Genomic DNA, 22400 nt, shown 5'->3' on the forward strand with positions numbered 1-22400 from the left:
GCGATGTCTATCGACCCGTCCTCGATCCCTCACTTCGGGGGCCAGCCCGAACCGCAGGCGGCAGGACCCGAGGGCCCCGTGGTCCCCGACCAGGACCTCGTCAAGCAGCTTCTCGAGCAGATGGAGCTGAAGTTCGTCGTCGACGACGAGGGCGACCTCGCCGCGCCGTGGGAAGACTTCCGGACGTACTTCATGTTCCGCGGCGAGGAGGAGCAGCAGGTCTTCTCGGTCCGGACCTTCTACGACCGCCCCCACGACCTGGACCAGCGTGCCGTCCTGCTCGACGCGATCGACGACTGGAACCGCCGCACCCTGTGGCCCAAGGTCTACACGCACGCCCACGAGGGCGAGGAGGGCGCCGCGGGCTCCGTACGGCTCGTCGGTGAGGCGCAGATGCTCATCGGCACCGGCGTCAGCCTGGAGCACTTCGTCTCCTCGACGGTCAGCTGGGTGCGGGCCTCGATCGAGTTCGACAAGTGGCTCGTGGACCGCCTGGGTCTGGAGCCCGACGAGACGAAGGCCGAGGGCGAGGCCGGCGACACGGCCACGGAGCAGTCCCCGGAGGCCTGATCCGGCCGACGGACGGCGGAGGCCCGGTCCGGGGTGCGACCACGTGCGGTCGGCCCCCGGACCGGGCCTCTGTCATGCGCGTCAGGACACCCGAAGGCTCTTCAGCCGGGTGACCGCCTCGGTGAGTACGTCCGTACGCTTGCAGAAAGCGAAGCGGACGAAGGGCGCGCCCTGCTCGCGGTGGTCGTAGAAGACCGCGTTCGGGACGGCGACGACCCCGCAGCGCCCGGGGAGCGCCCGGCAGAAGGCGAAGCCGTCGCTCCCGTCGCCGAGCGGGCGGATGTCGGTGGTGACGAAGTACGTCCCGGCGGGCTTGTAGACCTCGAAGCCGGCCTCGGCGAGGCCGGCGCTCAGCAGGTCACGCTTGGCGCGCAGATCCGCGCGCAGCCCGTCGAAGTACGAGTCGGGCAGGCGGAGGGCCTCGGCGACGGCGTACTGGAAGGGGCCCCCGGAGACGTACGTCAGGAACTGCTTGGCGGAGCGGACCGCGGTGACGAGTTCCGGGCTCGCGGTGACCCAGCCGATCTTCCAGCCCGTCAGTGAGAAGGTCTTGCCCGCACTGCTGATGGTGACCGTGCGCTCCCGCATGCCGGGGAAGGACGCGAGAGGGATGTGCTCGCCCTCGAAGACGAGGTGCTCGTAGACCTCGTCGGTGACGACCAGGAGGTCCCGCTCGCAGGCGAGTGCGGCGACGGCCGCCAGCTCGTCCCGGGTCAGGACGGTGCCGGTCGGATTGTGCGGGGTGTTGAGCAGGATCAGCCGGGTGCGGGGCGTGACGGCGGCGCGCAGCTCGTCGAGGTCGAGCCGGTAGGCGCCCTCGTGGGGCCGGAGGGTGACGGGGACGCGGGTGCCGCCGGCCATGGCGATGCAGGCGGCGTACGAGTCGTAGTACGGCTCCAGGGCGATGACCTCGTCGCCGGGCTCCAGGAGGGCCAGCAGCGAGGCGGCGACCGCCTCCGTGGCGCCCGTGGTGACCAGGACCTCGGCGTCGGGGTCGTACTCCAGGCCGTAGCGCCGCCGCTGGTGCTCCGCGACCGCGGAGCGCAGCTCGGGGACCCCGGGGCCTGGTGGGTACTGGTTGCCGTGGCCGGCGCGCAGGGCGCGGACCGCGGCCTCGCGGATCTCCTCGGGGCCGTCGGTGTCGGGGAATCCCTGACCGAGATTGATCGATCCGGTGCGTACGGCCAGCGCCGACATCTCCGCGAAGATCGTCGTGCCGAACTCGGTGAGGCGGCGGTTGAGCAACGGTCGTCCCTGTGTCATGGGCGCCATCCTGTGCCGAAGCTCTGGAGTTGCTCAAGTCTGCTTTGGCTTCGGCAGGCGCGGGAATCCAACGGTCAGCAAGAAGCGGGGGCCTCGCTTCGGGGGCTTCGGGGGTTCGGGGGACAGAAGGATGTGAGGTCGATGGAATTGTTCTTCTTCATCGTGTTCCTGTTGATCGTGGTGGTGGGGATCGCCGCCCTGGCCTCGAGTTCGGGGGGCAGGAAGAAGCCGATGGCGGGGCGCAGCAGGCGCCGCGGCTCCGGCAGTGACGGGGGGAGCAGCTCCCAGGGCGGCAGCTGGTGGGCCGGGGACAGCGGCGGCGACTCCGGCGGGCATTCCTGCGGTGGCGGCAGCAGCTGCGGAGGCGGAGGCGGAGGCGGCGGCTGCGGGGGCGGCAGCAGCTGAGAGGGGTTCGCGCGCCCCCGCACGGGGCGCGGGGCGGGTGTGCCTGAGGTGTCCGGAGGGAGCGAACTCCCGCCGGGCACCTTTTCGTTGGGAGCCCCTGGAACACGTGAACCGTTGTGCCCCCTGAGGGATGGAAACCACGGCAAGTTGGGCAAAAACGCTGTGAGCGCGACGTACTTCGTGATTGCATCGAAGTAGAGAACATTCAGCCCCTGGGCCCCAGTTGGGCCGGTTCGGGCTTCTTCTCCCCCGAGTGCGCCGACACGGGGGTCCCTCCTGTCCATGTGTTTTGTGCGTTTTTGCGGAGCCGATCCATGCTCACCACCCTCCAGACCACCTATTCCGATACCCGAGCCGCTGATCTGGCATGGACGCTCGGGCGGGAGCCGCTGCCCGCTCTTGCCGTACTCGACCTCGAACTGGCGGGCGCGAAAGTGCAGTTGAGGCTGCTCGGTGCCTCCCATCAGGTCCTGCTGGAGGAGGGGCGCCGTGCGTGCTCCGAGACCGTCGCCTGTCTGCCGGGCAGCAGTACACCGCTGCCGCTGGGTGTCGCCGAGAGCCTCGGTGACTGGGACTACGAATTCGCGGCGCGCGTCGAGACGCTCTCCGAAGGCTCGTTCGCGGGGCGCGCGCAGGAGTTGCTCGCGCTGGTGAGCGACCACCCGCACGGACTGGCGGGGACGTTTCCAGGAAGCCCTTACGCCTTCACCGCGATGCTGGCGCAGCGGACGGAGGGCCAGGTGGGCTGGCGGACCTGGCACGCGTACCCGCAGGAGGGGCAGCTGGTGGTGACCCGGACGCGGGTGGGGGTGCGGGTGCCGGTGGCGGTCTCGTGAGGTCGGCACCGGTTTCGGGAGGCGGTGCGCGAGCCTGTCCGGGGCGGGGTGCGGCAGGCCCCGGTGTGCGTCACTTGCACCCGTGTGGGTGACAAGCAGCGACCTTTCCGTCACGTAGCGTTCGTTTCATGATCGACCAGCAGATACCGCTGAGAGAGGAAGCGACGGCGCTTCCCGTACGGCCGAGGACCGGCCGGTTCCTCGTGCTGTCCGTGGTCTTCATCTGTGCCGCGTGCGGTCTCGTGTACGAGCTGGAACTGGTCGCGCTGGCCTCGTATCTGATCGGTGATTCGGTCACCCAGGCATCCGTCGTGCTGTCCGTGATGGTGTTCGCGATGGGCATCGGGTCGCTTCTCGCGAAACGTTTACGCAGCCGCGCCGCCGTGGGATTCGGGCTCCTGGAGGCCGCGCTCGCGCTCGTCGGCGGTACGTCGGCGCTCGTCCTGTACGCGTCCTTCGCGTGGCTCGGGGAGTCGCGCTACGCGCTGGTCGGCTTCTCGCTCGCGATCGGGATCCTGATCGGCGCGGAGATCCCCCTGCTGATGACCCTGATCCAGCGGGTCGACCGGCAGGACGCGGGCGGGGCCGTCGCGGACCTCTTCGCCGCCGACTACGTGGGCGCGCTGGTCGGCGGGCTCGCCTTCCCGTTCCTGCTGCTGCCGATGACGGGCCAGCTGACCGGGGCGCTGTGCACCGGGGCGGTCAACGCGGCGGCGGGCGGGGCACTGGTGCTGTGGGTGTTCCGGCGTGATCTGAGCCCGCGGTCCCGTCGGCTGCTGATCGTCGTCGACGTCACGGTGATCGTCCTGCTGGCCACGGCCACCGCCCTGGTCGACGACTTCGAGCGGGCGGCGCGCCGAGCGGTGTACGGCGACGAGGTGCGGGTCGCCCAGCAGACCGAGGTACAGGAGATCGTCCTCACCGGTCCGGGCCGCGGCACGCTCGACCTCTACCTGGACGGCCGGCTCCGGGTCAGCTCCCGCGACGGGCACCGTTACCACGAGGCACTCGTGCATCCGGCGATGAACGGGACCCACCGGCGGGTGCTCATCCTGGGCGGGGGCGACGGACTGGCCGCCCGTGAGGTGCTGCGCTACCGGGACGTCACGTCCGTCGTGGTGGTCGAAGTCGATCCGGCCGTCACCCGGCTGGCCCGCACGGATCCGGCGCTCTCCGGGCTGAACGGGAACGCGTTCGACGACCCCCGGCTGACGACGGTCACCGGGGACGCCTTCACCTGGCTGCGGGACACGCGCGACCGCTACGACGTGGTGATCTCGGACCTCCCGGACCCGGGGGTCACGGAGAGTACGAAGCTCTACGCCGCCGAGTTCTACGGGCTGGTCGCCAGGGCGCTGGACCCGGGTGGCCGGCTGGTGGTGCACGCGGGGCAGCCGGGCAGCAGACCGACGACGTTCTGGACGGTGGAGGCGTCGGTACGGGCGGGCGGCCTGGATACCCGGCCGTACCGCGTCGACGGACGCCTCACCGGCTTCGCGGCGGGGCCGGGCCGGGCCAGGGGCGGGGCGGAGGCCCCGCGTGACTGGGGATTCGTGCTGGCCGCCCGGAAGACGGTGGGCGGGCTCGGCCTGGACCCCGGGGCGCCCGCCCTGCGGACGCTGGGGGAGCGGGAGCTGCTGGCCGGCCTGCACTCGGCGGAGCGGGTGCGGCAGCACGGGGTGTCGTCGTCGACGCTGGTCCACCCGCGGTACCGGGAGGAACCCTGAGGACGGTGGGGCGGTGCGGTCCGTACGGCGTTCGGGGTGCGGAAGGCTGACGGGACAGCCGGGGCTGAGTAGGCTCGGGAGGTATGGAGCATGAGGTGTTCGTTCCGGTTCCGGTCTCGTCCCTGCGGCGGACGCTGGGTGATCCCGCCCGCGTCGCGCGCTGTGTGCCAGGACTTCAGCGGGATGCCGACGCGGCGGCCGGACCGCTGACGGGCCGGCTGAGATTCCGTGCCGACGGCCACACGATCACGTACCGCGGGGCGCTGACCCTGCGGCCCTCCGGCGGGGGTGACTCCTTCTCCGTGACAGGGGAGGGGGTGGAGGCCCGGGGTACGGGCTCGGCGAAGCTGGAACTGACCGTCGGCCTCACGGAGACGGACGGTGGAACGACGATCGGATTCACCGGCACGGCGAGCGGCGACGGGCGCATCGTGGACCTGGACGCGTCCGTGGCGCTCGCTGCGGCGGAGCGGCTGCTGGACCGCTTCACGCAGCAGCTGGTGACGGAGTCCCTGGCGGCGCGGGACGGTGCGCCGGAGCCGTCCGAGGCGTCGGCTGCGGAGTCCGACGCACAGGGCGAGGAGCCGGCCGGGCCGCAGGAGCCGTCTTCCGCAGCCGATGCGCCCGATACGTCCGCCGAGCAGCCGTCTGCCGAGCCGCCGTCCGCCGAGAAGGAGTCCGCCGAGAAGGAGTCCGTGTTCGACGCGCCCGTGCCGCCGCCCTCGCGCGAGGCGTCCGCGGAGCTGGAATTCACCGTGCCGGACGAGCCGCCCGCCGAGGCCGCGCACGCCCGGCGCACCATGATCGGCCGCAGCACGGAGGAGGTCGACCACGCCCCGCCGCGCGGACGGTACGCCCCCGTGCCGTCGCCCGAGGCGGGCGCCGTGGGCATCACGCTCCGCTGGGCCGCCCCGGCAGCCGCCCTGGCGATCGCCTCGGCCGTGGTGGTCGGCAGGGCTCTGCGGCGCAGGAGGCCGTGAAGAGCTGCCCCGCGCCAGTAGTGTCGTGGGGTGAGCAGAGTTGTGGAGAACGCCCGGCTGACCGCCGGCGACGTCGAATTGACCGTTGACCCCGTTCATGGCTGCCGGATCAGCAGCCTGCGGATCGGGGGCACCGAACTGCTGCGCCAGGGCGAGCGGTACGGCTGCTTCCCGATGGTGCCGTGGTGCGGCCGCACCGAGAACGGCCTGTTCCGCAACGGCGGCGAGCCGCATCAGTTGCCGTTGAACTCCCCGCCGCACGCCATTCACGGCACGGGCCGCGACACCGCCTGGAAGCCTGCCCGGCAGGACGAGGCCGAGGCGGCCTTCTTCTACGACCTGGCCGACCCATGGCCGTACGAGGGCAGGGTGACGCAGTCCTTCGAGCTGACCGAGGAGTCGTTGACGCTGAGCCTCGGCATCGAGACGTACGGGAACTCGTTCCCCGCGCAGGCCGGGTGGCACCCCTGGTTCCTCCGGAACCTCGGGGGCCAGGACGTGCGGATCGCCTTCGACGCGGCCTGGCAGGAGGAGCGTGGCGACAACCACCTGCCGACCGGCCGCCGGATCGATCCCCTGGCCGGCCCCTGGGACGACTGCTTCGGGATGCCCGCCGGCGTGGATGTGCGGCTCACCTGGCCCGAGCAGCTGGAGCTGACGGTCAAGAGCCGTGACGAATGGGTGGTGATCTACGACGAGCAGGCAGAGGCGGTCTGTGTCGAGCCGCAGTCCGGGCCGCCGAACGGGCTGAACACGGCGCCCCGGCTGGTCACCCCGATCGAGCCCCTGGAGATCACGTCGACGTGGAGCTGGGTACGGCTCTGACCCTCCGCGGCAGCGCTTACCCTCGTTGACATGACTGACGTACGCGCTGAGCTGCTCCAGCAGATCAAGGACAAGGCCGTGGTGCACGGCAAAGTGACCCTCTCCTCGGGTCTGGAAGCCGACTGGTACATCGACCTGCGCCGGATCACGCTGGACGGCAAGGCCGCGCCGCTGGTCGGCCAGATGATGCTCGATGCCACCGCCGAGCTGGACTACGACTGCGTCGGCGGCCTGACGCTGGGCGCCGACCCGGTGGCCACCTCGATGCTGCACGCCTCGGCGGCGCGCGGGAAGAGCCTGGACGCGTTCGTCGTCCGCAAGGCGCAGAAGGCCCACGGGATGCAGCGCCGCATCGAGGGCACGGACGTCAAGGGCCGTCGCTGCCTCGTCGTCGAGGACACCTCGACGACCGGTGGCTCGCCGCTGACCGCGGTCGAAGCGGTGCGCGAGGCCGGTGGCGAGGTCGTGGCCGTCGCCGTGATCGTCGAGCGCGGCGCCGCTCCGGCGATCGCCGAGGCCGGTCTGCCGTACGTCCAGGTCTACTCGGTGGCGGACCTCGACCTGGCCTGACCTGGGGCTTCCTCGGGGTGCTCCCCGTTTCACGTGAAACGGGGAGCGCAACTCGACGGGCAGCGTGGAGCCGAAGCGAGAGTCTGGGAAGATGAGGGCGACGATGACGTCGCCCCCAGGTCAGGGACCAAGCACTGCACACCCGCACATCCCAAGGAGCGGACAGATGCCCATCGCAACCCCCGAGGTCTACGCCGAGATGCTCGACCGGGCGAAGGCAGGCAAGTTCGCCTACCCGGCCATCAATGTGACGTCGACCCAGACCCTGCACGCTGCGCTGCGCGGCTTCGCGGAGGCGGAGAGCGACGGCATCGTCCAGATCTCCACCGGTGGTGCCGAATTCCTGGGCGGCCAGTACAACAAGGACATGGTGACGGGGGCCGTAGCCCTGGCCGAGTTCGCGCACATCGTCGCCGCCAAGTACGACATCACGGTCGCGCTGCACACCGACCACTGCCCGAAGGACAAGCTGGACGGCTATGTGCGTCCGCTGCTCGACGTCTCCGCCGAGCGCGTCGCCAAGGGTCTGAACCCGCTGTTCCAGTCCCACATGTGGGACGGTTCGGCCGAGACCCTCGCCGACAACCTGGCCATCGGCCAGGAGCTGCTAACCAAGGCCGCCGCCGCCAAGATCATCCTTGAGGTCGAGATCACCCCGACCGGTGGCGAGGAGGACGGCGTCACGCACGAGATCAACGACGAGCTGTACACGACCGTCGATGACGCCCTGCGTACGGCCGAGGCGCTCGGCCTGGGCGAGAAGGGCCGCTACCTGCTGGCCGCGTCCTTCGGCAACGTCCACGGCGTGTACAAGCCGGGCAACGTCGTCCTGCGTCCGGAGCTCCTCAAGGACCTCCAGCAGGGCGTCGCGGCCAAGTACGGCAAGCCCGCAGGCAGCCAGCCGTTCGACTTCGTCTTCCACGGCGGGTCGGGCTCCACGGCCGAGGAGATCGCCACCGCGCTGGAGAACGGCGTCGTGAAGATGAACCTCGACACCGACACCCAGTACGCCTTCACCCGCCCGATCGTGGACCACGTGTTCCGTAACTACGACGGCGTGCTGAAGGTCGACGGCGAGGTCGGCAACAAGAAGGTCTACGACCCGCGCAGCTGGGGCAAGTCCGCCGAGGGCGGCATGGCCAAGCGGGTCACGGAGGCCTGTGCCAACCTGCGCTCCTCGGGCACCAAGCTGAAGTAAGCGCGTTTCGCGCGTACGGGTGGTCCGACCCGTACGGGTACGTCATGGGCCCGGTTTCCCCGAAGGGAGGCTGGGCCCACGGCATGTCCGCGAACCGGTGGATTCGGATGAACCCCCGCCGACAGGGAAGCGAAGCCCGGTGACGGCGTACACCGGGCCTGCATTCAGCCGGTCCCTCCGCCGGGATGGCCCCCTGCGCGGCGAGCGAGGATGCTGCTCTTATGACTGATGCGGCCGACGGCGAGATCCGGGTCAGATCGTCCGTGGGGCGCTGGGTCGTCCTGACCACCGTGCTCGGGTCCAGCATGGCTCTGCTCGACTCCACGGTCATCAATGTGGCCCTGCCCCGTATCGGCGAGGACCTCGACACCGACCTGGCCGCGCTCCAGTGGACCGTCAACGCCTACATGCTGACGCTCGCCGGGCTGATCCTGCTCGGCGGGGCGCTCGGTGACCGGTACGGCAGGCGGCGGGTGTTCGTCGTCGGCGTCGTCTGGTTCGCGGTGGCCTCGCTGTTGTGCGGGATCGCGCCGACCGCGGAGGTGCTGGTCGGCGCGCGGGCGTTGCAGGGGGTCGGTGGCGCGCTGCTCACCCCCGGTTCGCTGGCGATCATCCAGGCGGGTTTCCACCCGGACGACCGGGCCCGTGCCGTGGGGCTCTGGTCCGGGCTCGGCGGGGTCGGGGCGGCCGTCGGGCCGTTCCTCGGGGGGTGGCTGGTGGACGGGCCCGGCTGGCGGTGGGTCTTTCTGCTCAATCTGCCGCTCGCCGCCGTCTGTGTGCCCGTGGCCCTGCGCCACGTACCGGAGTCCCGGGACCCGGACGCCCACGGGCGCTTCGACGTGCTCGGTGCCGCGCTGGCCGCGCTCGCGCTCGCCCTCGTCACGTACGCGCTGATCGAGGTGGCGGAGCAGGGCGCGTCCGTCATGGTCATCGGCGCGACGGCCGGCGGCGTGGTGCTGGGGACGGCCTTCGTACGGGTGGAGCGGCGCCGGGCCGACCCCATGGTGCCGCCGTCCGTCTTCGCGTCCCGGCAGTTCACGGCCGTCAACCTCGTGACCTTCTGCGTGTACGCCGCCCTCGGCGGGTTCTTCTTCCTCTCCGCGATCCAGCTCCAGGTGGTCGCCGGTTACTCGGCACTGGGCGCGGGCACCGCACTCCTGCCCACGACGGTCCTGATGCTGCTCTTCTCCGCGTCCGCGGGTGACCTCGGCCGGCGCCTCGGGCCACGGATCCCGCTCACCGTCGGCCCGCTGCTGGCGGCGGGCGGAATGCTCCTGATGCTGCGGGTCGGCCCCGGCGCCTCCTACCCGGTGGACGTCCTGCCCGCCGTGCTGGTGCTGGGCCTCGGCATGGTCACCCTCGTGGCCCCCCTCACGGCGAGCGTCCTGGCCGCCGTGGACACCGGCCGTGCCGGGCTCGCCAGCGGCATCAACAACGCGGCGGCGCGGGCCGCCGGGCTGCTCGCGGTGGCCGCGCTCCCGCTGCTGGCCGGGATGGGCCCGGAGGCCTACCGCGACGCGGGGGAGTTCGCCTCGACGTTCCGGCGGGCCATGCCGATGTGTGCCGGGCTGCTGGTGGCGGGTTCGGTGATCGCCTGGTGGGCCCTGCGGAGGGCTCCGGAGCCCGGACGGGAGCCGCGTCCGCAGTGCGCGATCAACTGCGGCGTCACGGCCCCGCCCTTGGAGCCGGAACCCGGACCCAGGCACACTTGAGCCATGTCCATCCACGAGAACCTGCTCGGGGGCCCTCCCCCGACCCATCTGCCCGACGACCCGGAGCCGCGCGAGCTGCTCGCAGGAGGCGCGGCGCCCGCCGACGTCGCGGCCAAGTACCCCAAGTCGTCGCTGGCCTGGGCCCAGCTCGCCGACGAGGCGTACGAGGGCGGCCGGGTCGTCGAGTCGTACGCGTACGCGCGCACCGGCTACCACCGTGGGCTCGACGCGCTGCGCCGCGCGGGCTGGAAGGGCCACGGCCCTGTCCCGTTCGAGCACGAACCGAACCGCGGTTTCCTGCGGGCCCTGCACGCCCTCGCGCGCGCCGCGCAGGCGATCGGCGAGCAGGACGAGTACGAGCGCTGCTCGGTCTTCCTGCGGGAATCCTCACAGACGGCGGCTGACATCCTGGGCTGAGCCGTCCGCTTTTCCACCCCGGGCCCCGCAGGCCGCACGCCTGCGGGGCCCGGCGCATGCCGTGCGACGCGGCGGGTGTGGCCGTTATGCTGCCGAGCAGGGGACCGGAGCTCCACCACCTCAGAGGAAGGGGCGGACCGCTACCCGGAAGCTCGTGTCGAGGAGACAGAAATGTCGACGATCCACCCCGACCCCGAAGCCACCGGTGCGGACGACCCGCACCTGGACTTCGCGGGAACGACTCCGTACGAGGACTACGTCCAGGCAGACGTCCTGACCCACCTCCAGCACCTGCGCTCGGACGATCCCGGCGAGATGGTCTTCCTGGTCACCACCCAGGTCATGGAGCTGTGGTTCACGGTCATCGTCCATGAGTGGGAGACGGCGGCGCACGCCCTGCGCGAGGACCGCATACCGGTCGCGCGCGACGCCCTGAAGCGCTCGCTGCGGGAGCTGGAGGCGCTGAACGCCTCCTGGAAGCCGCTGGCCGGCCTCACCCCCGCCCAGTTCAACTCCTACCGGGGCTCCCTCGGCGAGGGGTCAGGCTTCCAGTCGGCGATGTACCGCCGGATGGAGTTCCTGCTGGGCGACAAGTCCGCCTCCATGCTCGTGCCGCACCGGGGCGCGCCCCGGGTCCACGCCGAGCTGGAGAAGGCGCTCCACGAGCCCGGCCTGTACGACGAGGCGCTCGCCCTGCTCGCCCGGCGTGGATACGCCGTGCCGCAGTCGGTGCTCGAGAGGGACCTGTCGCAGAAGTACGAGCCGTCCCCCGCGGTCGAGGCGGTCTGGGCGGAGATCTACGCCGACGTGGACCAGAACGCCGAGCTCGTACGGCTCGGCGAGGTGCTGACCGATGTCGGCGAGCTGGTGTGGCGCTGGCGCAACGACCACCTGACCGCCACCCGGCGGGCGATGGGGTCCAAGACCGGAACCGGCGGGTCGGCCGGGGTCGCCTGGCTGGAGAAGCGGGCGACCAAGAGCGTGTTCCCCGAGCTGTGGACGGCGCGTAGCCATGTCTGACTTCAAGGAGCGCGCAGAGGCGCTCGACACCGCCGACGAACTGGGCGCACTGCGCGGCCTGTTCACCCTCGACGACACCGTCTACCTCGACGGGAACTCGCTGGGCGCGCTGCCCGCCCACGTTCCCGCGCGTATGCAGGACGTCATCACGCGTGAGTGGGGCGCGCTGCGCATCCGCTCCTGGGACGAGAGCGGCTGGTGGACCGCGCCCGAGCGGATCGGCGACCGGATCGCCCCACTGGTCGGGGCTGCGGCCGGACAGGTCGTGGTGGGCGACTCCACCAGCGTGAACGTCTTCAAGGCGGTCGTCGCGGCGACCCGCCTCGCGGGCGACGGGCGCGACGAGATCCTCGTCGACGCCACGAGCTTCCCCACGGACGGGTACATCGCCGGGTCGGCGGCCCGCATGACGGGGCACCGCGTCGTCCCGGTCGCCCCGTCCGACGTACCGGCCGCGCTCGGCCCCCGCACGGCGGCCGTCCTCCTGAACCACGTCGACTACCGCTCGGGCCGGCTCCACGACCTGCCCGGCCTCACCGCCGCCGCCCACGAGGCGGGCGCCCTCGCCGTCTGGGACCTGTGCCACACCGCCGGCGCCCTGCCCGTTGGCCTCGACGCGCACGGCGTCGACCTGGCCGTCGGCTGTACGTACAAGTACCTCAACGGCGGCCCCGGTTCGCCGGCCTACCTGTACGTCGCCGAGCGGCACCAGGCGGCTTTCGACTCGCCCCTGCCCGGGTGGACCTCGCACGCCGACCCGTTCGCGATGACTTCCGGATACGCCCCCGCGGACGGTTCGGTACGCGGCCGGGTCGGCACCCCGGACATCCTGTCCATGCTGGCCCTGGAGGCGGCGCTGGACGTGTGGGACGGCGTGTCGGTGGACGCCGTACGGGCCAAGTCCCTGGCGCTGACGGACTTCTTCCTGGAGTGCGTCGCCGCCTACGTGCCCGAGGGCCGGGTCGCATCCGTCACCCCGGCCGCCCACGCGCAGCGCGGCAGCCAGGTCTCGCTGCGGTGCGAGGACGCGGAGGAGACGGAACCGGTGATGCGTGCGCTCATCGAGCGCGGCGTGGTCGGCGATCTGCGCCGGCCGGACATCCTGCGCTTCGGTTTCACCCCGCTGTACGTCGGTTTCGCCGACGCGGAACGGGCGGCGCGGATCCTCGGCGAGGTGCTGGCGGACTGAGACCGACGGGGCGTCAGGTGCCGTACGGGACCCAACTCCGGGCCCGTACGGCGGCGGCCCGTCGTACTGGTACCGTCCCCGCAGGTCAGTCCAGTTGGGCACGGGCCCAGGACGGTTGGAGCAGCATGTCGGATTCTGCCGCGCGTGAACGCGACGCCGCCGAGACCGGGTCGGCGTTCGCGCATCCGGTGGTCGCCCCCGACGGGTCCGCGGCCTATGGGAGCCACCCCGACCAGGTGATCGACTTCTTCGCACCGCGGGACGGCCGGGCCGGGGTGCCGCTCGTGGTCCTGCTGCACGGCGGGGCCTGGCGGGCGCCCTACGACCGGCAGCACCTCTCCCCGTTCGCGGACTTCCTCGCGCGCCGTGGCTTCGCCGTGGCCAGCGTCGAGTACCGGCGTGGTGGTGGGATCCCGGAGCAGGGGACGGCGGGCCCGGTCGCGGGGCGCTGGCCCGAGACCTTCGACGACGTGGCCGCCGCGATGGACGCCCTGCCGTCGCTGGCGGCCCGGGAGCTGCCGGGGGCGGACCTCCGTAAGACCGTGGTCTCCGGGCACTCGGCGGGCGGGCAGCTCGCCCTGTGGGCGGCCGCCCGGCATGTGCTCCCGGAGGGTTCGCCGTGGCGGCTGCCCGCCGCGCCGCCGCTGCGCGGGGTCGTCGCGCTGGCGCCCATCGGGGACTTCGCGAGCGCGGTGGAGCTGGATGTCTGCTCGGGCGCGCTGCACCAACTCCTCGGCGGTGAGGAGGCCTTCGAGGCACGGCGCGCACACGTCGATCCGGCCCTGCTGCTGCCGACCGGGATCGCGACGGCCGTCGTCCAGGGGGTGGACGACATCACCGTGCCGCAGGCCGTCACGGAGGCCTTCGTGGACGCGGCGGCCAAGGCGGGGGAGATGGTGGGGCTGACGCTGCTGGACGGGGTCGGGCACTTTCCGCTGATCGATCCGTCGGCTGACGCCTGCGCCGTGGTGGCCGAGGAGATCGCCCAACTGGCCTGGTAGTACTTGCGACGGACGGCGAAGGATCCGCATCACTGCTGACGACCGGGCGGGGGCCGACACCTACCGTGGAAGCGTGACCGAGACCAAGACCCAGAGCCCGGAGCGCCGGGCGGCCGCAGGGGCGATACACGCCCTGCGGCAGGACCTGTTCCAGAACGTGTTCGACTACCGCCCGCTGGGCCCGCTGGGCACGGACGGGCCTGTGATCCGGCGCCTCCCGAAGTCCTTCCGCAAGGGCGCCGTCTGGTTCCCGCACGCGGTGGTGGGCCTGGTCGCGCTGATCTCGCTGATGGAGGGCGTCTTCTCCGCGAACACCTACTCACCGTTCGGGACCGCGACCGTCATCACCTCGTTCCTGCCGGCCGCCACGCTGCTGATGACGCTGGTCCGTCCCGTCCTCGCGTTCTGGGTGTCGATCGCGTCGTCCCTGGTGGTAGCGGTCGTGGGCAGTGGCGACTGGCCGTGGCAGCCGAGCACGTTCCTATGTCACCTCACAGCCCTGATCGTGGTCGCGGCGAGGACACGGCCTCGTACCGCCGCCTGGATGTGGCTGATCACCCTGCTCCTCGGGAGCTTCCTGGGGAATATGGGGCCCGGCTTCTCCAATACCGTGCTGATGACCGTCGTCTCCGCGTTCGCCCTGCTCGTCGTCACCGTGGTGCAGGTGCGCCGCGAGGCCCAGCGGGAGGTGACCGTGCAGCGCACGGTGACCGCCGTGGAACGTGACCGGCGCACGCTGCTGGAGGAGCGCACCACCATCGCCCGCGAGCTGCACGACGTCGTCGCCCACCACATGTCCGTCGTCGCGATCCAGGCCGAGGCGGCGCCGTACCGGGTGGAGAATCCGCCGCCCGAGCTGGTGCAGGCGTTCGCCACCATCCGGGAGAACGCCGTCTCGGCGCTCACCGAGCTGCGCCGCGTCCTCGGTGTCGTACGGGCGGAGGACTACGAGGCGCCGGACGCCCCGCAGCCCACCCTCGCCGAGATCGACCGGCTGCTGGACAACGTCCGGGAGACCGGGCTGGAGACGGAGAAGACCGTCACCGGCGCGGTCCGGGAGCTTCCTCAGGGCGTCGAACTCTCGGCGTACCGGATCGTCCAGGAAGCGCTGAGCAACACACTCCGTCACGCGCCGGGCGCCGCCGCCAAGGTGGAGATCGGCTATGTGCTCGGCGGGCTCGGGGTGCGTGTCGTCAACGGCCCCGCGCGCGGACTGGTCAAGCCGTCGCCGGGTGCCGGGCACGGGATCACGGGGATGAGGGAGCGGGTCGCGATGCTGAACGGGGAGATGACCGCGGGAGCCACGGACGACGGCGGGTACGAGGTCGCCGTGTTCCTTCCCGTACCGGTGCGGCACGACAGCGTGCAGGACGGTGAGGGAGCGTGAACGACTCGCCCATCCGGGTCCTGATCGTCGACGACCAGATGATGGTCCGCGAGGGCTTCTCGGTGCTGCTCAACGCGATGCCCGGCATCGAGGTGGTCGGCGAGGCCGTCGACGGACGGCAGGCCGTGTCCCAGGTCGCCGCGCTGCGGCCCGACGTGGTGCTGATGGACATCCGGATGCCGGAGCTCAACGGCATCGAGGCGACCCGTGAGATCGTCGCCGCCGACGCGGACGCCAAGGTGCTCGTCCTGACCACGTTCGATCTCGACGAGTACGTCTACCAGGCCCTGCGGGCCGGCGCCTCGGGCTTCCTGCTGAAGGACGCCTCGGCCCGGCAGCTCGCCGAAGGCGTGCGGGTGGTGGCGTCCGGGGAGGCGCTGCTCGCCCCGACGGTGACCCGGCGGCTGATCACCGAGTTCTCGAAGATCGCCGAGGCGCCACGGGCACCCGCCATGGCCCGGATCGGTGACCTCACCGAGCGGGAGACGGAGGTGCTCGTGCTGATCGCCCAGGGGCTGTCGAACCTGGAGATCGCCTCGCACCTCGTGGTCGCCGAGTCGACGATCAAGACCCACGTCAGCCGCATCCTGGTGAAGCTGGGGCTGCGGGACCGGACCCAGGCGGCCGTGTTCGCGTACGAGGCGAGGCTGGTCACGCCCCGATAGCGTCGGCTCATGCATGTGTCCTTCGACCCCTGGTCCCCGGCGTTCGTCGCCGATCCGTACCCCGCCTACGCCGCCCTGCGCGCCACCGGCCGGGCGCACTACTTCGAGCCGACGCGGCAGTGGCTGGTCCCGCACTACTCCGAGGTGTCCGGGCTGCTGCGCGACCGGCGGCTGGGGCGGACCTATCTGCACCGCTTCAGCCACGAGGAGTTCGGCGTCACCGCCCCGCCCGCCGCCCACGAACCGTTCCACACGCTCAACGGGCACGGGATCCTCGACCTGGAGGCACCCGACCACACCCGGATCCGGCGGCTGGTCGCCAAGGCGTTCACGCCCCGCAGGGTCGAGGCGCTCGCCCCGACCGTGGAGCGGCTGGCCGCCGGGCTCGTCGACGACTTCGTCGAGGCCGGCGGCGGCGATCTGCTGGGCGCGGTCGCCGAGCCGCTGCCGGTGGCCGTCATCGGCGAGACGCTGGGCGTCCCGGAGGCCGACCGGGGGCTGTTGCGGCCGTGGTCGGCCGCGATCTGCGGGATGTTCGAGCTGAACCCGCCGGAGGAGACCGCACGGGCCGCCGTACGGGCGTCGGTCGAGTTCTCCGGCTATCTGCGCGAACTGATCGGCGCACGGCGCGCGGACCCGGGGCCGGATCTGATCTCCGGGCTCATCGCGGCGCACGACGACGAGGACCGGCTGACCGAGCAGGAGATCATCTCCACCTGCGTCCTGCTGCTCAACGCCGGACACGAGGCGACCGTCAACGCCACGGTCAACGGCTGGTGGATGCTCTTCCGGAACCCGGAGCAACTGGCGGCCCTGCGCGGCGACCACAGCCTGCTGCCGACCGCGGTGGAGGAGCTGCTGCGCTACGACACCCCGGTGCCCATGTTCGCGCGGTGGGTCCTGGACGACATCGAGATCGACGGCACCGTCATCCCTCGCGGTTCACAGGTCGCCCTGCTCTTCGCGTCGGCCAACCGGGACCCGGAGCGTTTCGCCGACGCGGAGACGCTGGACCTGTCCCGGAAGGACAACCCGCACATCTCGTTCGGCGCGGGCATCCACTACTGTCTGGGCGCCCCATTGGCCCGCCTCGAACTTGTCGCTTCTTTCGGGGAGTTGCTGCGCAAGGCGCCCGGTATGCGGGTGACTGCGGAGCCGGAGTGGCAGCCCGGTTACGTGATCCGGGGGCTGCGGGAGCTACTGGTCGAGATCTGAGGCGAGGACGCCCGAGAGCCGTATGTGATCGGGGTGGTGCGGGTTCGTCCAGGCGTGCAGGCCCCAGGCGGACACCGCGAGGAAGCTCGCGGTGCACACGGCCGCGACGAGGACCCGGGCCCGCAGGGACCCGCGCCCGCGCAGCAGACGCAGGGGCAGGAGCCAGGCGACCGGGGGGATCAGGGCCCCGGCGAGGAGGACGAGGGGCAGCTCCGTCCAGAGGACGGAGAGGTCCCGGGCCTGTCCTTCGAAGCCCATGCCCATGTGCAGGCCGGTGCGCAGGGACGAACCCCAGATGTACAGGGCTATGCCCGCCCCGAGCGCCGCCGCCGCGCATCCGCCGTACCCTGCCGCGTCCCGCTGCTCCATGTGCGTCAGGACGCCGGCGGACCATGGCCGGTTCCTACCCGGTCCGCAGGTCGCTCAGCGACCCGGACGTCCCGGAAGACCACCTCCATCAGGGGGTCGAGGCCGGCGGTCGGTTCGACGAGCGGCAGGAGTTCCGCGTCGGAGGCGAGCGCCGCGCCTCGCCCGCCTCGACGGTGAGGTCGAGGCCGTCCCGTGCGTGGGTCCGCCCGAACGGCTTGTGCGGTACGGACACGGTGATCGCCTTCGTCATGTTTTCTGAAAGTACGTCGATTTCACAAAGTTGTGAAGTTAAGGAAGCGCATAAAGTTGAGGCCATGATCGGAGCAGGGGAGGCGGCGGAGGCCATGACCACGAGCGGGACCGGGGAACCCGGGGAGACGGGTGGGAGCGCCGGCGGCGGGCGCGACGCGGACGCGGTCTCACGCTTCGTCGAGCGCTTCGCGGCCGAGATGACGGAGGCGGGGATGCAGCGGATGGCCTCGCGCGTCTTCGCGGCACTTCTCGCGGACGACGACGCCTCCATGACCTCGGCGGACCTCGGCAGGCAGCTGCAGATCAGCCCGGCCGCCGTGTCGGGTGCGATCAACTACCTGAGCCAGGTCAGCATGGTCGGCCGCGAACGGGACCCCGGCTCGCGCCGCGACCGCTACCGCCTGCACAACGAGATCTGGTACTCCGCCTTCGCCAACCGCGACCAGGTGCTGACGCGCTGGGAGCGCACGCTGAGGGACGGCGCACGCTCCCTCGGCGAGGACACCCGGGCGGGCGCGCGCCTCGCGGAGACGGCGGAGTTCTTCGCCTTCATGCAGACGGAACTGGTGGGCGTCCTGGAGCGGTGGCGCGAGAGCCGCAAGACGTCCGGGTGAGGCCCTGCGGGCCGGGTCTCAGGCGTCCACCGCGGGGAGCACCAGCCCCCAGGCACCCGCCCGTACCGTCCATGTGCGGGTCCTGACGGGGCCCGCGATCTGTATGTCCGCGCGGTAGCGGAAGTCCGGGCCGGAGACCGTGACCGCCTTGGCCTCCGCCGTGTGCGTCTCTCCGGAGGCCGTGTGGATCACCACGTCGGCCAGGCCTCCGTCGCTCTGGGCGGTCACCGAGACGCCCTCGACCGGCCGGTCCAGGTCGTTCAGCAGGACCCCGTCCGCCTCGACCCGCAGCCGGTGGGTGCGGGAGTGGCCCGACGGCGAGGGCGGGGCGGGACGGACCAGCGCGGCCACCAGGGTGCGGCAGGCGTCCCAGACCGTGTGGGGCTGGCCCGGCGCGGGTCTGGCCGCCGGGATGCGCAGCTCGCCGAGGACGACTCCGTCGCTGTCGTCGACCAGGAGGTCCAGCCGGCGTGTGACCCCGTCGAGCGCCGTGCGCGCCGCCGCGACCGCGCCCCGGGGCACGCCGAGCGCGTGCGCGAGTTCCAGCGTGTGCGCCGCGCCGACCGGGATCAGGGAGAGCGTGCTGTCGGCGAGCTCCCGCTCCCGGTGGAGCTGGGTCACGGCGCGCAGCAGCGCGTGGTCGTCGCCGACGACGACGGGACGCCTGGAGCCTCGCCGGGACAGGGCCCTGGCGAAGTCGTCGGGGCCGTCCACGAAGCAGATCTTGGCGTGTGCGCCGGCGCTCAGCACATCCTTCGCGATGCGCACGGATTCGCCGTCGTAGCGGCGGGCAAGGGGGTCGATGAGCACGAGTAGCTGGTGGTCGCCGTCGCCGGGGGGCTCTGCAGCCGACACCTCGGTCCTTCCTCGGGTAGCATCTTGGTGCAAGAGCCCCTTGCGCTATTGCGCCAGGGGCTTCGTCTATTCCGGGGCACCCGGTTCGACGGCTCAGGCTTTGCCGTACATCGTCGTGCGGCAGGTACGACCTTTACGTACGCCCCCTGACCTTGGACATGCCCCGCCCGGAAGGGGTGTACGCCTGTGCCCGCACTTGTGCTGCTCGGTGCTCAGTGGGGTGACGAGGGCAAGGGGAAGGCCACCGACCTCCTCGGTGGATCCGTTGACTATGTGGTGCGTTACCAGGGCGGCAACAATGCCGGCCACACGGTTGTCGTAGGCGACCAGAAGTACGCACTGCATCTCCTCCCCTCCGGAATCCTGTCGCCGGGGTGTACCCCGGTCATCGGTAACGGTGTCGTCGTCGACCCGGCGGTCCTGCTCTCCGAGCTGAGCGGTCTGAATGAGCGAGGCGTCGACACGTCCAAGCTCCTGATCAGCGGCAACGCTCATTTGATCACTCCGTACAACGTCACCGTCGACAAGGTGACCGAACGCTTCCTCGGTAAGCGCAAGATCGGTACCACCGGGCGCGGTATCGGCCCGACCTACGCCGACAAGATCAACCGGGTCGGCATCCGCGTCCAGGACCTCTACGACGAGTCGATCCTGGAGCAGAAGGTCGAAGCGGCGCTGGAGCAGAAGAACCAGCTCCTGGCCAAGGTCTTCAACCGGCGCGCCATCGAGTCCGGCAAGATCGTCGAGGAGATGCTCCAGTACGCGGAGCAGATCAAGCCGTACGTCGCCGACACGACGCTGATCCTGAACAACGCCATCGACGAGGGCAAGGTCGTCCTCTTCGAGGGCGGCCAGGGCACCCTGCTGGACGTCGACCACGGCACGTACCCCTTCGTCACCTCGTCGAACCCGACCGCGGGCGGCGCCTGCACCGGATCCGGCGTGGGACCGACGAAGATCAGCCGGGTCATCGGCATCCTCAAGGCCTACACCACCCGCGTCGGTGCCGGACCCTTCCCGACGGAACTTCTCGACGAGGACGGCGAGGCGCTGCGCCGGATCGGCGGCGAGCGCGGTGTCACCACCGGCCGTGACCGTCGCTGCGGCTGGTTCGACGCCCCGATCGCGCGGTACGCGACCCGGGTCAACGGCCTCACCGACTTCTTCCTCACCAAGCTGGACGTGCTGACCGGCTGGGAGCAGATCCCGGTGTGCGTGGCGTACGAGATCGACGGCAAGCGCGTCGAGGAGATCCCGTACAGCCAGACCGACTTCCACCACGCGAAGCCGGTCTACGAGATGCTGCCGGGCTGGTCCGAGGACATCACGAAGGCCAAGACCTTCGGCGACCTGCCGAAGAACGCCCAGGCGTACGTGAAGGCGCTGGAGGAGATGTCCGGCGCCCCGATCTCCGCGATCGGTGTCGGTCCCGGCCGCACCGAGACCATCGAGATCAACTCCTTCCTGTAGGAGCTCTCGCGCAGGAGCAGTGCGAGGACGGCCGGACCTTCCCTCCGGGAAGGTCCGGCCGTCCTGTTGCGTGAGGGACGCGGTGGGCGCGGTCAGGGCGGCTGCCGGGTGAGCGCGATCACGAACAGCGCCCCGCGCGCCCCCTACTCCGGTACGGCCCAGCCCTGTCCGCAGAGTCGCATGCCCTTCGGGGTCGAGCAGGCGAGGTGGCCGTTGGTGCGCATGATCTCCTCGCCGTAGTTGTCCATGTAGTTCAGGAAGCCGGCCACCAGGGAGTTCGCGGGCGGCGATCCGTAGGTGTAGGCGTACTCGATCTCCTGGTACGGGTAGTCGCTGCTGCCGATCGTGTCGACGGACGGGGTGGTGCCGTCGATGGTGATCCGGTGCGCGCCCTCGGGCACCTCGCCGTTCCGCAGTTCCGTGTAGCCGATCGCGCCTTCCACGGAGGCGACCTTGGCCAGGACCGCGTCCGTGCCGTTGCGTTCGCAGCGGAAGACCGGGGCGTCGGCGTAGTCCTTGGTGGCGCAGTCGCGCGAGGACGTGGCGAGTTCGTTGGTGTGGTGGAGGACGCGGCGCTGGAACACCTCGCGCGTCCCGGAGTTGGCGTCCCGGCTGACGAGCCGGATCTCCTGGTCCGTGCCGCTCCTGATCTCGTTCCAGTTGCGGATGTCGCCCCGGTAGATCCGTCTGATCTGGTCGAGGGAGAGATCGGTCACCGGCACCGCGTCGTTGACGACGAGGGAGAACAGCGAGATCGCGACCCGCTTCTCGCGCAGCTTGGTGAGAGACGCCGGCCTGGGGCCGTCGGACAGGGCGATCATGGAAGGGGACCCTGCCGGTCCGGCCTCGGCGCCCTCGTCGTCGAGCTTCTGCACCCCGGCGTTGCTGCCGTGGATGTCCAGGCGGATGTCGGCGCCTTCGCACTCTTCCTCGTACTTCTGTTCCAGCTCCTTCAGGACCGGCTCGAACGCGGTGGAGCCGGTGACCGTGAGGGTGCCCGTGGCGCAGTCCATCGGGGGCGGGGAGTCGTCCCGTACGACGATGATGCCGGCGAGCGTGACGACGCAGGCGGTGAGGGCCACGGTGATGCTCCTGGCGGCCCGGCCGAACAGCGGGGGCTTCTCGTCGGGGCGTGCGGCCTTGTTCCGCGCCACGGCACCGTCCCGGATGCCCCCGGTGATCTTGATCGGGCCGCCCACGTGCGAACCGGTGAGCAGGACCAGGAGCTTGAAGTGCTCGTTGCGGTTGAGCGGGACGCGTGGCAGCCGGATGATCGAACCGTCGTGGCGCAGGCCGGCCGCCGGGGTGAAGTGATCCATCAGATGGTCGGCGTCCGACGAATGGGTCACGGCGATCCCGCGGACGGTCCGGTCCGTGAACTCGACCGTGAGTCCGTTGAGTTCACCGCGCCCGGTGTAGTCCTCGTCGCCGATCGACTGCGATCCGTCGTTCTCGATGCGCAGCAGGACGAGAGTGGCGTCGGCCATGTCCGGGGTCTCGTTGAAGAGCCCGAGCCGCACATTGGCCCGGCCCCGGCTGACCTCGCTGCCTATCGGGGTGTCCATCTGCACGCGGTAGCCGATGCGCTTGCGGCGCGGGACGCGGCGTTCGTACCAGAGCACGCCCGCTGTCGTCAGGACGCCCAGGCCGGCGGAGAGGATGGCGATGACGTTCGCGGGGTCGAACAACCACTCCATGGTTCTCGGGTTCCCTCGTGGGTGCGGTGTGCGGGATGGCGTCACCGTACGGCCGGGGGCCGAGAGGTGGGAGGGCCTCCGGATTCCTTCCGGTGAAGTTCGTCTTGTGTTCAACAAGCCTGTGTCTAGGTGGAGTTGGAGAGGTGGGTGCCGGGGGCAAGTT

General features: G+C 71.1%; 22 protein-coding genes and 1 pseudogene. 18 read left to right on the plus strand and 5 right to left on the minus strand.

All coding sequences use genetic code 11. The features are described 5' to 3' along the window. The first annotated feature begins 3 nt into the window (after nucleotides 1–3). Nucleotides 4–570, plus strand: coding sequence for a YbjN domain-containing protein (locus ACFYQ5_RS01550; RefSeq protein WP_389191462.1), 567 nt, complete (start codon nucleotides 4–6; stop codon nucleotides 568–570). 81 nt (nucleotides 571–651) lie between these two features. Here ACFYQ5_RS01550 and ACFYQ5_RS01555 read toward each other — a convergent pair whose 3' ends face one another. Beyond that, nucleotides 652–1833 carry a pyridoxal phosphate-dependent aminotransferase gene (locus tag ACFYQ5_RS01555; protein WP_389191465.1) on the minus strand — a complete coding sequence of 394 codons (1182 nt, stop codon included), beginning with the start codon at nucleotides 1831–1833 and terminating at the stop codon, nucleotides 652–654. Between the two features lie 141 nt (nucleotides 1834–1974). Between ACFYQ5_RS01555 and ACFYQ5_RS01560 the strand changes: the two genes are divergently transcribed. From ACFYQ5_RS01560 to ACFYQ5_RS01630, 15 genes are all read left to right on the plus strand, one after another. Further along, nucleotides 1975–2238, plus strand: a complete 264-nt coding sequence (locus ACFYQ5_RS01560; RefSeq protein WP_389191468.1) for a hypothetical protein — start codon at nucleotides 1975–1977, stop codon at nucleotides 2236–2238. A gap of 314 nt (nucleotides 2239–2552) precedes the next feature. Next, nucleotides 2553–3074 carry a DUF2617 family protein gene (locus ACFYQ5_RS01565; protein WP_389191471.1) on the plus strand — a complete coding sequence of 174 codons (522 nt, stop codon included), beginning with the start codon at nucleotides 2553–2555 and terminating at the stop codon, nucleotides 3072–3074. 128 nt (nucleotides 3075–3202) lie between these two features. Next, a complete protein-coding gene (locus ACFYQ5_RS01570; RefSeq protein ID WP_389191474.1) occupies nucleotides 3203–4801 on the plus strand; it encodes a polyamine aminopropyltransferase in 1599 nt (532 codons plus the stop codon). An 83-nt stretch (nucleotides 4802–4884) separates the two neighbouring features. After that, entirely contained in the window at nucleotides 4885–5781 is an 897-nt protein-coding gene (locus ACFYQ5_RS01575) for a carbon monoxide dehydrogenase (RefSeq protein WP_389191477.1), read from the plus strand. A gap of 30 nt (nucleotides 5782–5811) precedes the next feature. After that, nucleotides 5812–6606, plus strand: a complete 795-nt coding sequence (locus tag ACFYQ5_RS01580; protein WP_389191480.1) for an aldose 1-epimerase — start codon at nucleotides 5812–5814, stop codon at nucleotides 6604–6606. A 30-nt stretch (nucleotides 6607–6636) separates the two neighbouring features. Continuing rightward, nucleotides 6637–7176 carry an orotate phosphoribosyltransferase gene (gene pyrE / locus ACFYQ5_RS01585; protein ID WP_389191483.1) on the plus strand — a complete coding sequence of 180 codons (540 nt, stop codon included), beginning with the start codon at nucleotides 6637–6639 and terminating at the stop codon, nucleotides 7174–7176. A 166-nt stretch (nucleotides 7177–7342) separates the two neighbouring features. Continuing rightward, a complete protein-coding gene (fbaA, locus tag ACFYQ5_RS01590) occupies nucleotides 7343–8374 on the plus strand; it encodes a class II fructose-bisphosphate aldolase (RefSeq protein ID WP_389191486.1) in 1032 nt (343 codons plus the stop codon). Nucleotides 8375–8595: 221 nt separating this feature from the next. Continuing rightward, the gene (locus ACFYQ5_RS01595; protein WP_389191488.1) at nucleotides 8596–10086 is read left to right on the plus strand and encodes a DHA2 family efflux MFS transporter permease subunit; all 1491 of its coding nucleotides are present in this window, start codon (nucleotides 8596–8598) and stop codon (nucleotides 10084–10086) included. Nucleotides 10087–10089: 3 nt separating this feature from the next. After that, the gene (locus tag ACFYQ5_RS01600) at nucleotides 10090–10503 is read left to right on the plus strand and encodes a DUF3151 domain-containing protein (RefSeq protein WP_389191490.1); all 414 of its coding nucleotides are present in this window, start codon (nucleotides 10090–10092) and stop codon (nucleotides 10501–10503) included. Between the two features lie 171 nt (nucleotides 10504–10674). Beyond that, entirely contained in the window at nucleotides 10675–11523 is an 849-nt protein-coding gene (locus ACFYQ5_RS01605) for a tryptophan 2,3-dioxygenase family protein (protein ID WP_389191492.1), read from the plus strand. Then, the gene (gene kynU / locus ACFYQ5_RS01610; protein WP_389191495.1) at nucleotides 11516–12712 is read left to right on the plus strand and encodes a kynureninase; all 1197 of its coding nucleotides are present in this window, start codon (nucleotides 11516–11518) and stop codon (nucleotides 12710–12712) included. The genes ACFYQ5_RS01605 and kynU overlap by 8 nt, the downstream gene beginning before the upstream one ends. A gap of 125 nt (nucleotides 12713–12837) precedes the next feature. Next, nucleotides 12838–13713: an alpha/beta hydrolase gene (locus tag ACFYQ5_RS01615; protein WP_389191498.1), complete on the plus strand. Its 876-nt coding sequence runs from the start codon at nucleotides 12838–12840 to the stop codon at nucleotides 13711–13713. Nucleotides 13714–13786: 73 nt separating this feature from the next. Next, nucleotides 13787–15100, plus strand: coding sequence for a histidine kinase (locus ACFYQ5_RS01620; protein ID WP_389191501.1), 1314 nt, complete (start codon nucleotides 13787–13789; stop codon nucleotides 15098–15100). After that, the gene (locus ACFYQ5_RS01625; RefSeq protein ID WP_389191504.1) at nucleotides 15097–15765 is read left to right on the plus strand and encodes a response regulator; all 669 of its coding nucleotides are present in this window, start codon (nucleotides 15097–15099) and stop codon (nucleotides 15763–15765) included. Before ACFYQ5_RS01620 ends, ACFYQ5_RS01625 begins: the two co-directional genes overlap by 4 nt. Before the next feature lie 9 nt (nucleotides 15766–15774). Continuing rightward, complete coding sequence (locus tag ACFYQ5_RS01630) at nucleotides 15775–16980, plus strand: cytochrome P450 (RefSeq protein ID WP_389191507.1); 1206 nt, start codon at nucleotides 15775–15777, stop codon at nucleotides 16978–16980. On the opposite strand, the gene ACFYQ5_RS01635 is transcribed toward ACFYQ5_RS01630, so the two are convergent. Beyond that, the gene (locus ACFYQ5_RS01635) at nucleotides 16963–17349 is read right to left on the minus strand and encodes a hypothetical protein (RefSeq protein ID WP_389191510.1); all 387 of its coding nucleotides are present in this window, start codon (nucleotides 17347–17349) and stop codon (nucleotides 16963–16965) included. The two genes, ACFYQ5_RS01630 and ACFYQ5_RS01635, sit on opposite strands and share 18 nt — an antisense overlap. 157 nt (nucleotides 17350–17506) lie before the next feature. Next, a pseudogene (locus ACFYQ5_RS01640) lies at nucleotides 17507–17599 on the minus strand (ABC transporter); the annotation flags it as partial. A gap of 94 nt (nucleotides 17600–17693) precedes the next feature. Between ACFYQ5_RS01640 and ACFYQ5_RS01645 the strand changes: the two are divergent. After that, nucleotides 17694–18215, plus strand: a complete 522-nt coding sequence (locus ACFYQ5_RS01645) for a GbsR/MarR family transcriptional regulator (RefSeq protein ID WP_389191950.1) — start codon at nucleotides 17694–17696, stop codon at nucleotides 18213–18215. Between the two features lie 18 nt (nucleotides 18216–18233). Here ACFYQ5_RS01645 and ACFYQ5_RS01650 read toward each other — a convergent pair whose 3' ends face one another. After that, nucleotides 18234–19070 carry a diacylglycerol kinase gene (locus ACFYQ5_RS01650; RefSeq protein ID WP_389191513.1) on the minus strand — a complete coding sequence of 279 codons (837 nt, stop codon included), beginning with the start codon at nucleotides 19068–19070 and terminating at the stop codon, nucleotides 18234–18236. A 186-nt stretch (nucleotides 19071–19256) separates the two neighbouring features. Here ACFYQ5_RS01650 and ACFYQ5_RS01655 point away from each other — a divergent pair, with 186 nt between their 5' ends. Next, nucleotides 19257–20540: an adenylosuccinate synthase gene (locus ACFYQ5_RS01655; RefSeq protein ID WP_389191516.1), complete on the plus strand. Its 1284-nt coding sequence runs from the start codon at nucleotides 19257–19259 to the stop codon at nucleotides 20538–20540. Nucleotides 20541–20683: 143 nt separating this feature from the next. On the opposite strand, the gene ACFYQ5_RS01660 is transcribed toward ACFYQ5_RS01655, so the two are convergent. Then, nucleotides 20684–22237, minus strand: coding sequence for a substrate-binding domain-containing protein (locus tag ACFYQ5_RS01660; RefSeq protein WP_389191519.1), 1554 nt, complete (start codon nucleotides 22235–22237; stop codon nucleotides 20684–20686). Nucleotides 22238–22400 lie beyond the last annotated feature (163 nt).

This window comes from Streptomyces sp. NPDC005794 (assembly GCF_042871445.1).
Lineage (GTDB): Bacteria > Actinomycetota > Actinomycetes > Streptomycetales > Streptomycetaceae > Streptomyces.

Coding starts and splice junctions, on each gene's coding strand:
- ACFYQ5_RS01660 (WP_389191519.1), bottom strand. CDS start 22,237: ATGGAGTGGTTGTTCGACCCCGCGAACGTCATCGCCATCCTCTCCGCC.
- ACFYQ5_RS01570 (WP_389191474.1), top strand. CDS start 3,203: ATGATCGACCAGCAGATACCGCTGAGAGAGGAAGCGACGGCGCTTCCC.
- ACFYQ5_RS01555 (WP_389191465.1), bottom strand. CDS start 1,833: ATGACACAGGGACGACCGTTGCTCAACCGCCGCCTCACCGAGTTCGGC.
- fbaA (WP_389191486.1), top strand. CDS start 7,343: ATGCCCATCGCAACCCCCGAGGTCTACGCCGAGATGCTCGACCGGGCG.
- ACFYQ5_RS01605 (WP_389191492.1), top strand. CDS start 10,675: ATGTCGACGATCCACCCCGACCCCGAAGCCACCGGTGCGGACGACCCG.
- ACFYQ5_RS01600 (WP_389191490.1), top strand. CDS start 10,090: ATGTCCATCCACGAGAACCTGCTCGGGGGCCCTCCCCCGACCCATCTG.
- ACFYQ5_RS01630 (WP_389191507.1), top strand. CDS start 15,775: ATGCATGTGTCCTTCGACCCCTGGTCCCCGGCGTTCGTCGCCGATCCG.
- ACFYQ5_RS01575 (WP_389191477.1), top strand. CDS start 4,885: ATGGAGCATGAGGTGTTCGTTCCGGTTCCGGTCTCGTCCCTGCGGCGG.
- ACFYQ5_RS01565 (WP_389191471.1), top strand. CDS start 2,553: ATGCTCACCACCCTCCAGACCACCTATTCCGATACCCGAGCCGCTGAT.
- ACFYQ5_RS01550 (WP_389191462.1), top strand. CDS start 4: ATGTCTATCGACCCGTCCTCGATCCCTCACTTCGGGGGCCAGCCCGAA.
- ACFYQ5_RS01595 (WP_389191488.1), top strand. CDS start 8,596: ATGACTGATGCGGCCGACGGCGAGATCCGGGTCAGATCGTCCGTGGGG.
- kynU (WP_389191495.1), top strand. CDS start 11,516: ATGTCTGACTTCAAGGAGCGCGCAGAGGCGCTCGACACCGCCGACGAA.
- ACFYQ5_RS01615 (WP_389191498.1), top strand. CDS start 12,838: ATGTCGGATTCTGCCGCGCGTGAACGCGACGCCGCCGAGACCGGGTCG.
- pyrE (WP_389191483.1), top strand. CDS start 6,637: ATGACTGACGTACGCGCTGAGCTGCTCCAGCAGATCAAGGACAAGGCC.
- ACFYQ5_RS01635 (WP_389191510.1), bottom strand. CDS start 17,349: ATGGAGCAGCGGGACGCGGCAGGGTACGGCGGATGCGCGGCGGCGGCG.
- ACFYQ5_RS01560 (WP_389191468.1), top strand. CDS start 1,975: ATGGAATTGTTCTTCTTCATCGTGTTCCTGTTGATCGTGGTGGTGGGG.
- ACFYQ5_RS01645 (WP_389191950.1), top strand. CDS start 17,694: ATGACCACGAGCGGGACCGGGGAACCCGGGGAGACGGGTGGGAGCGCC.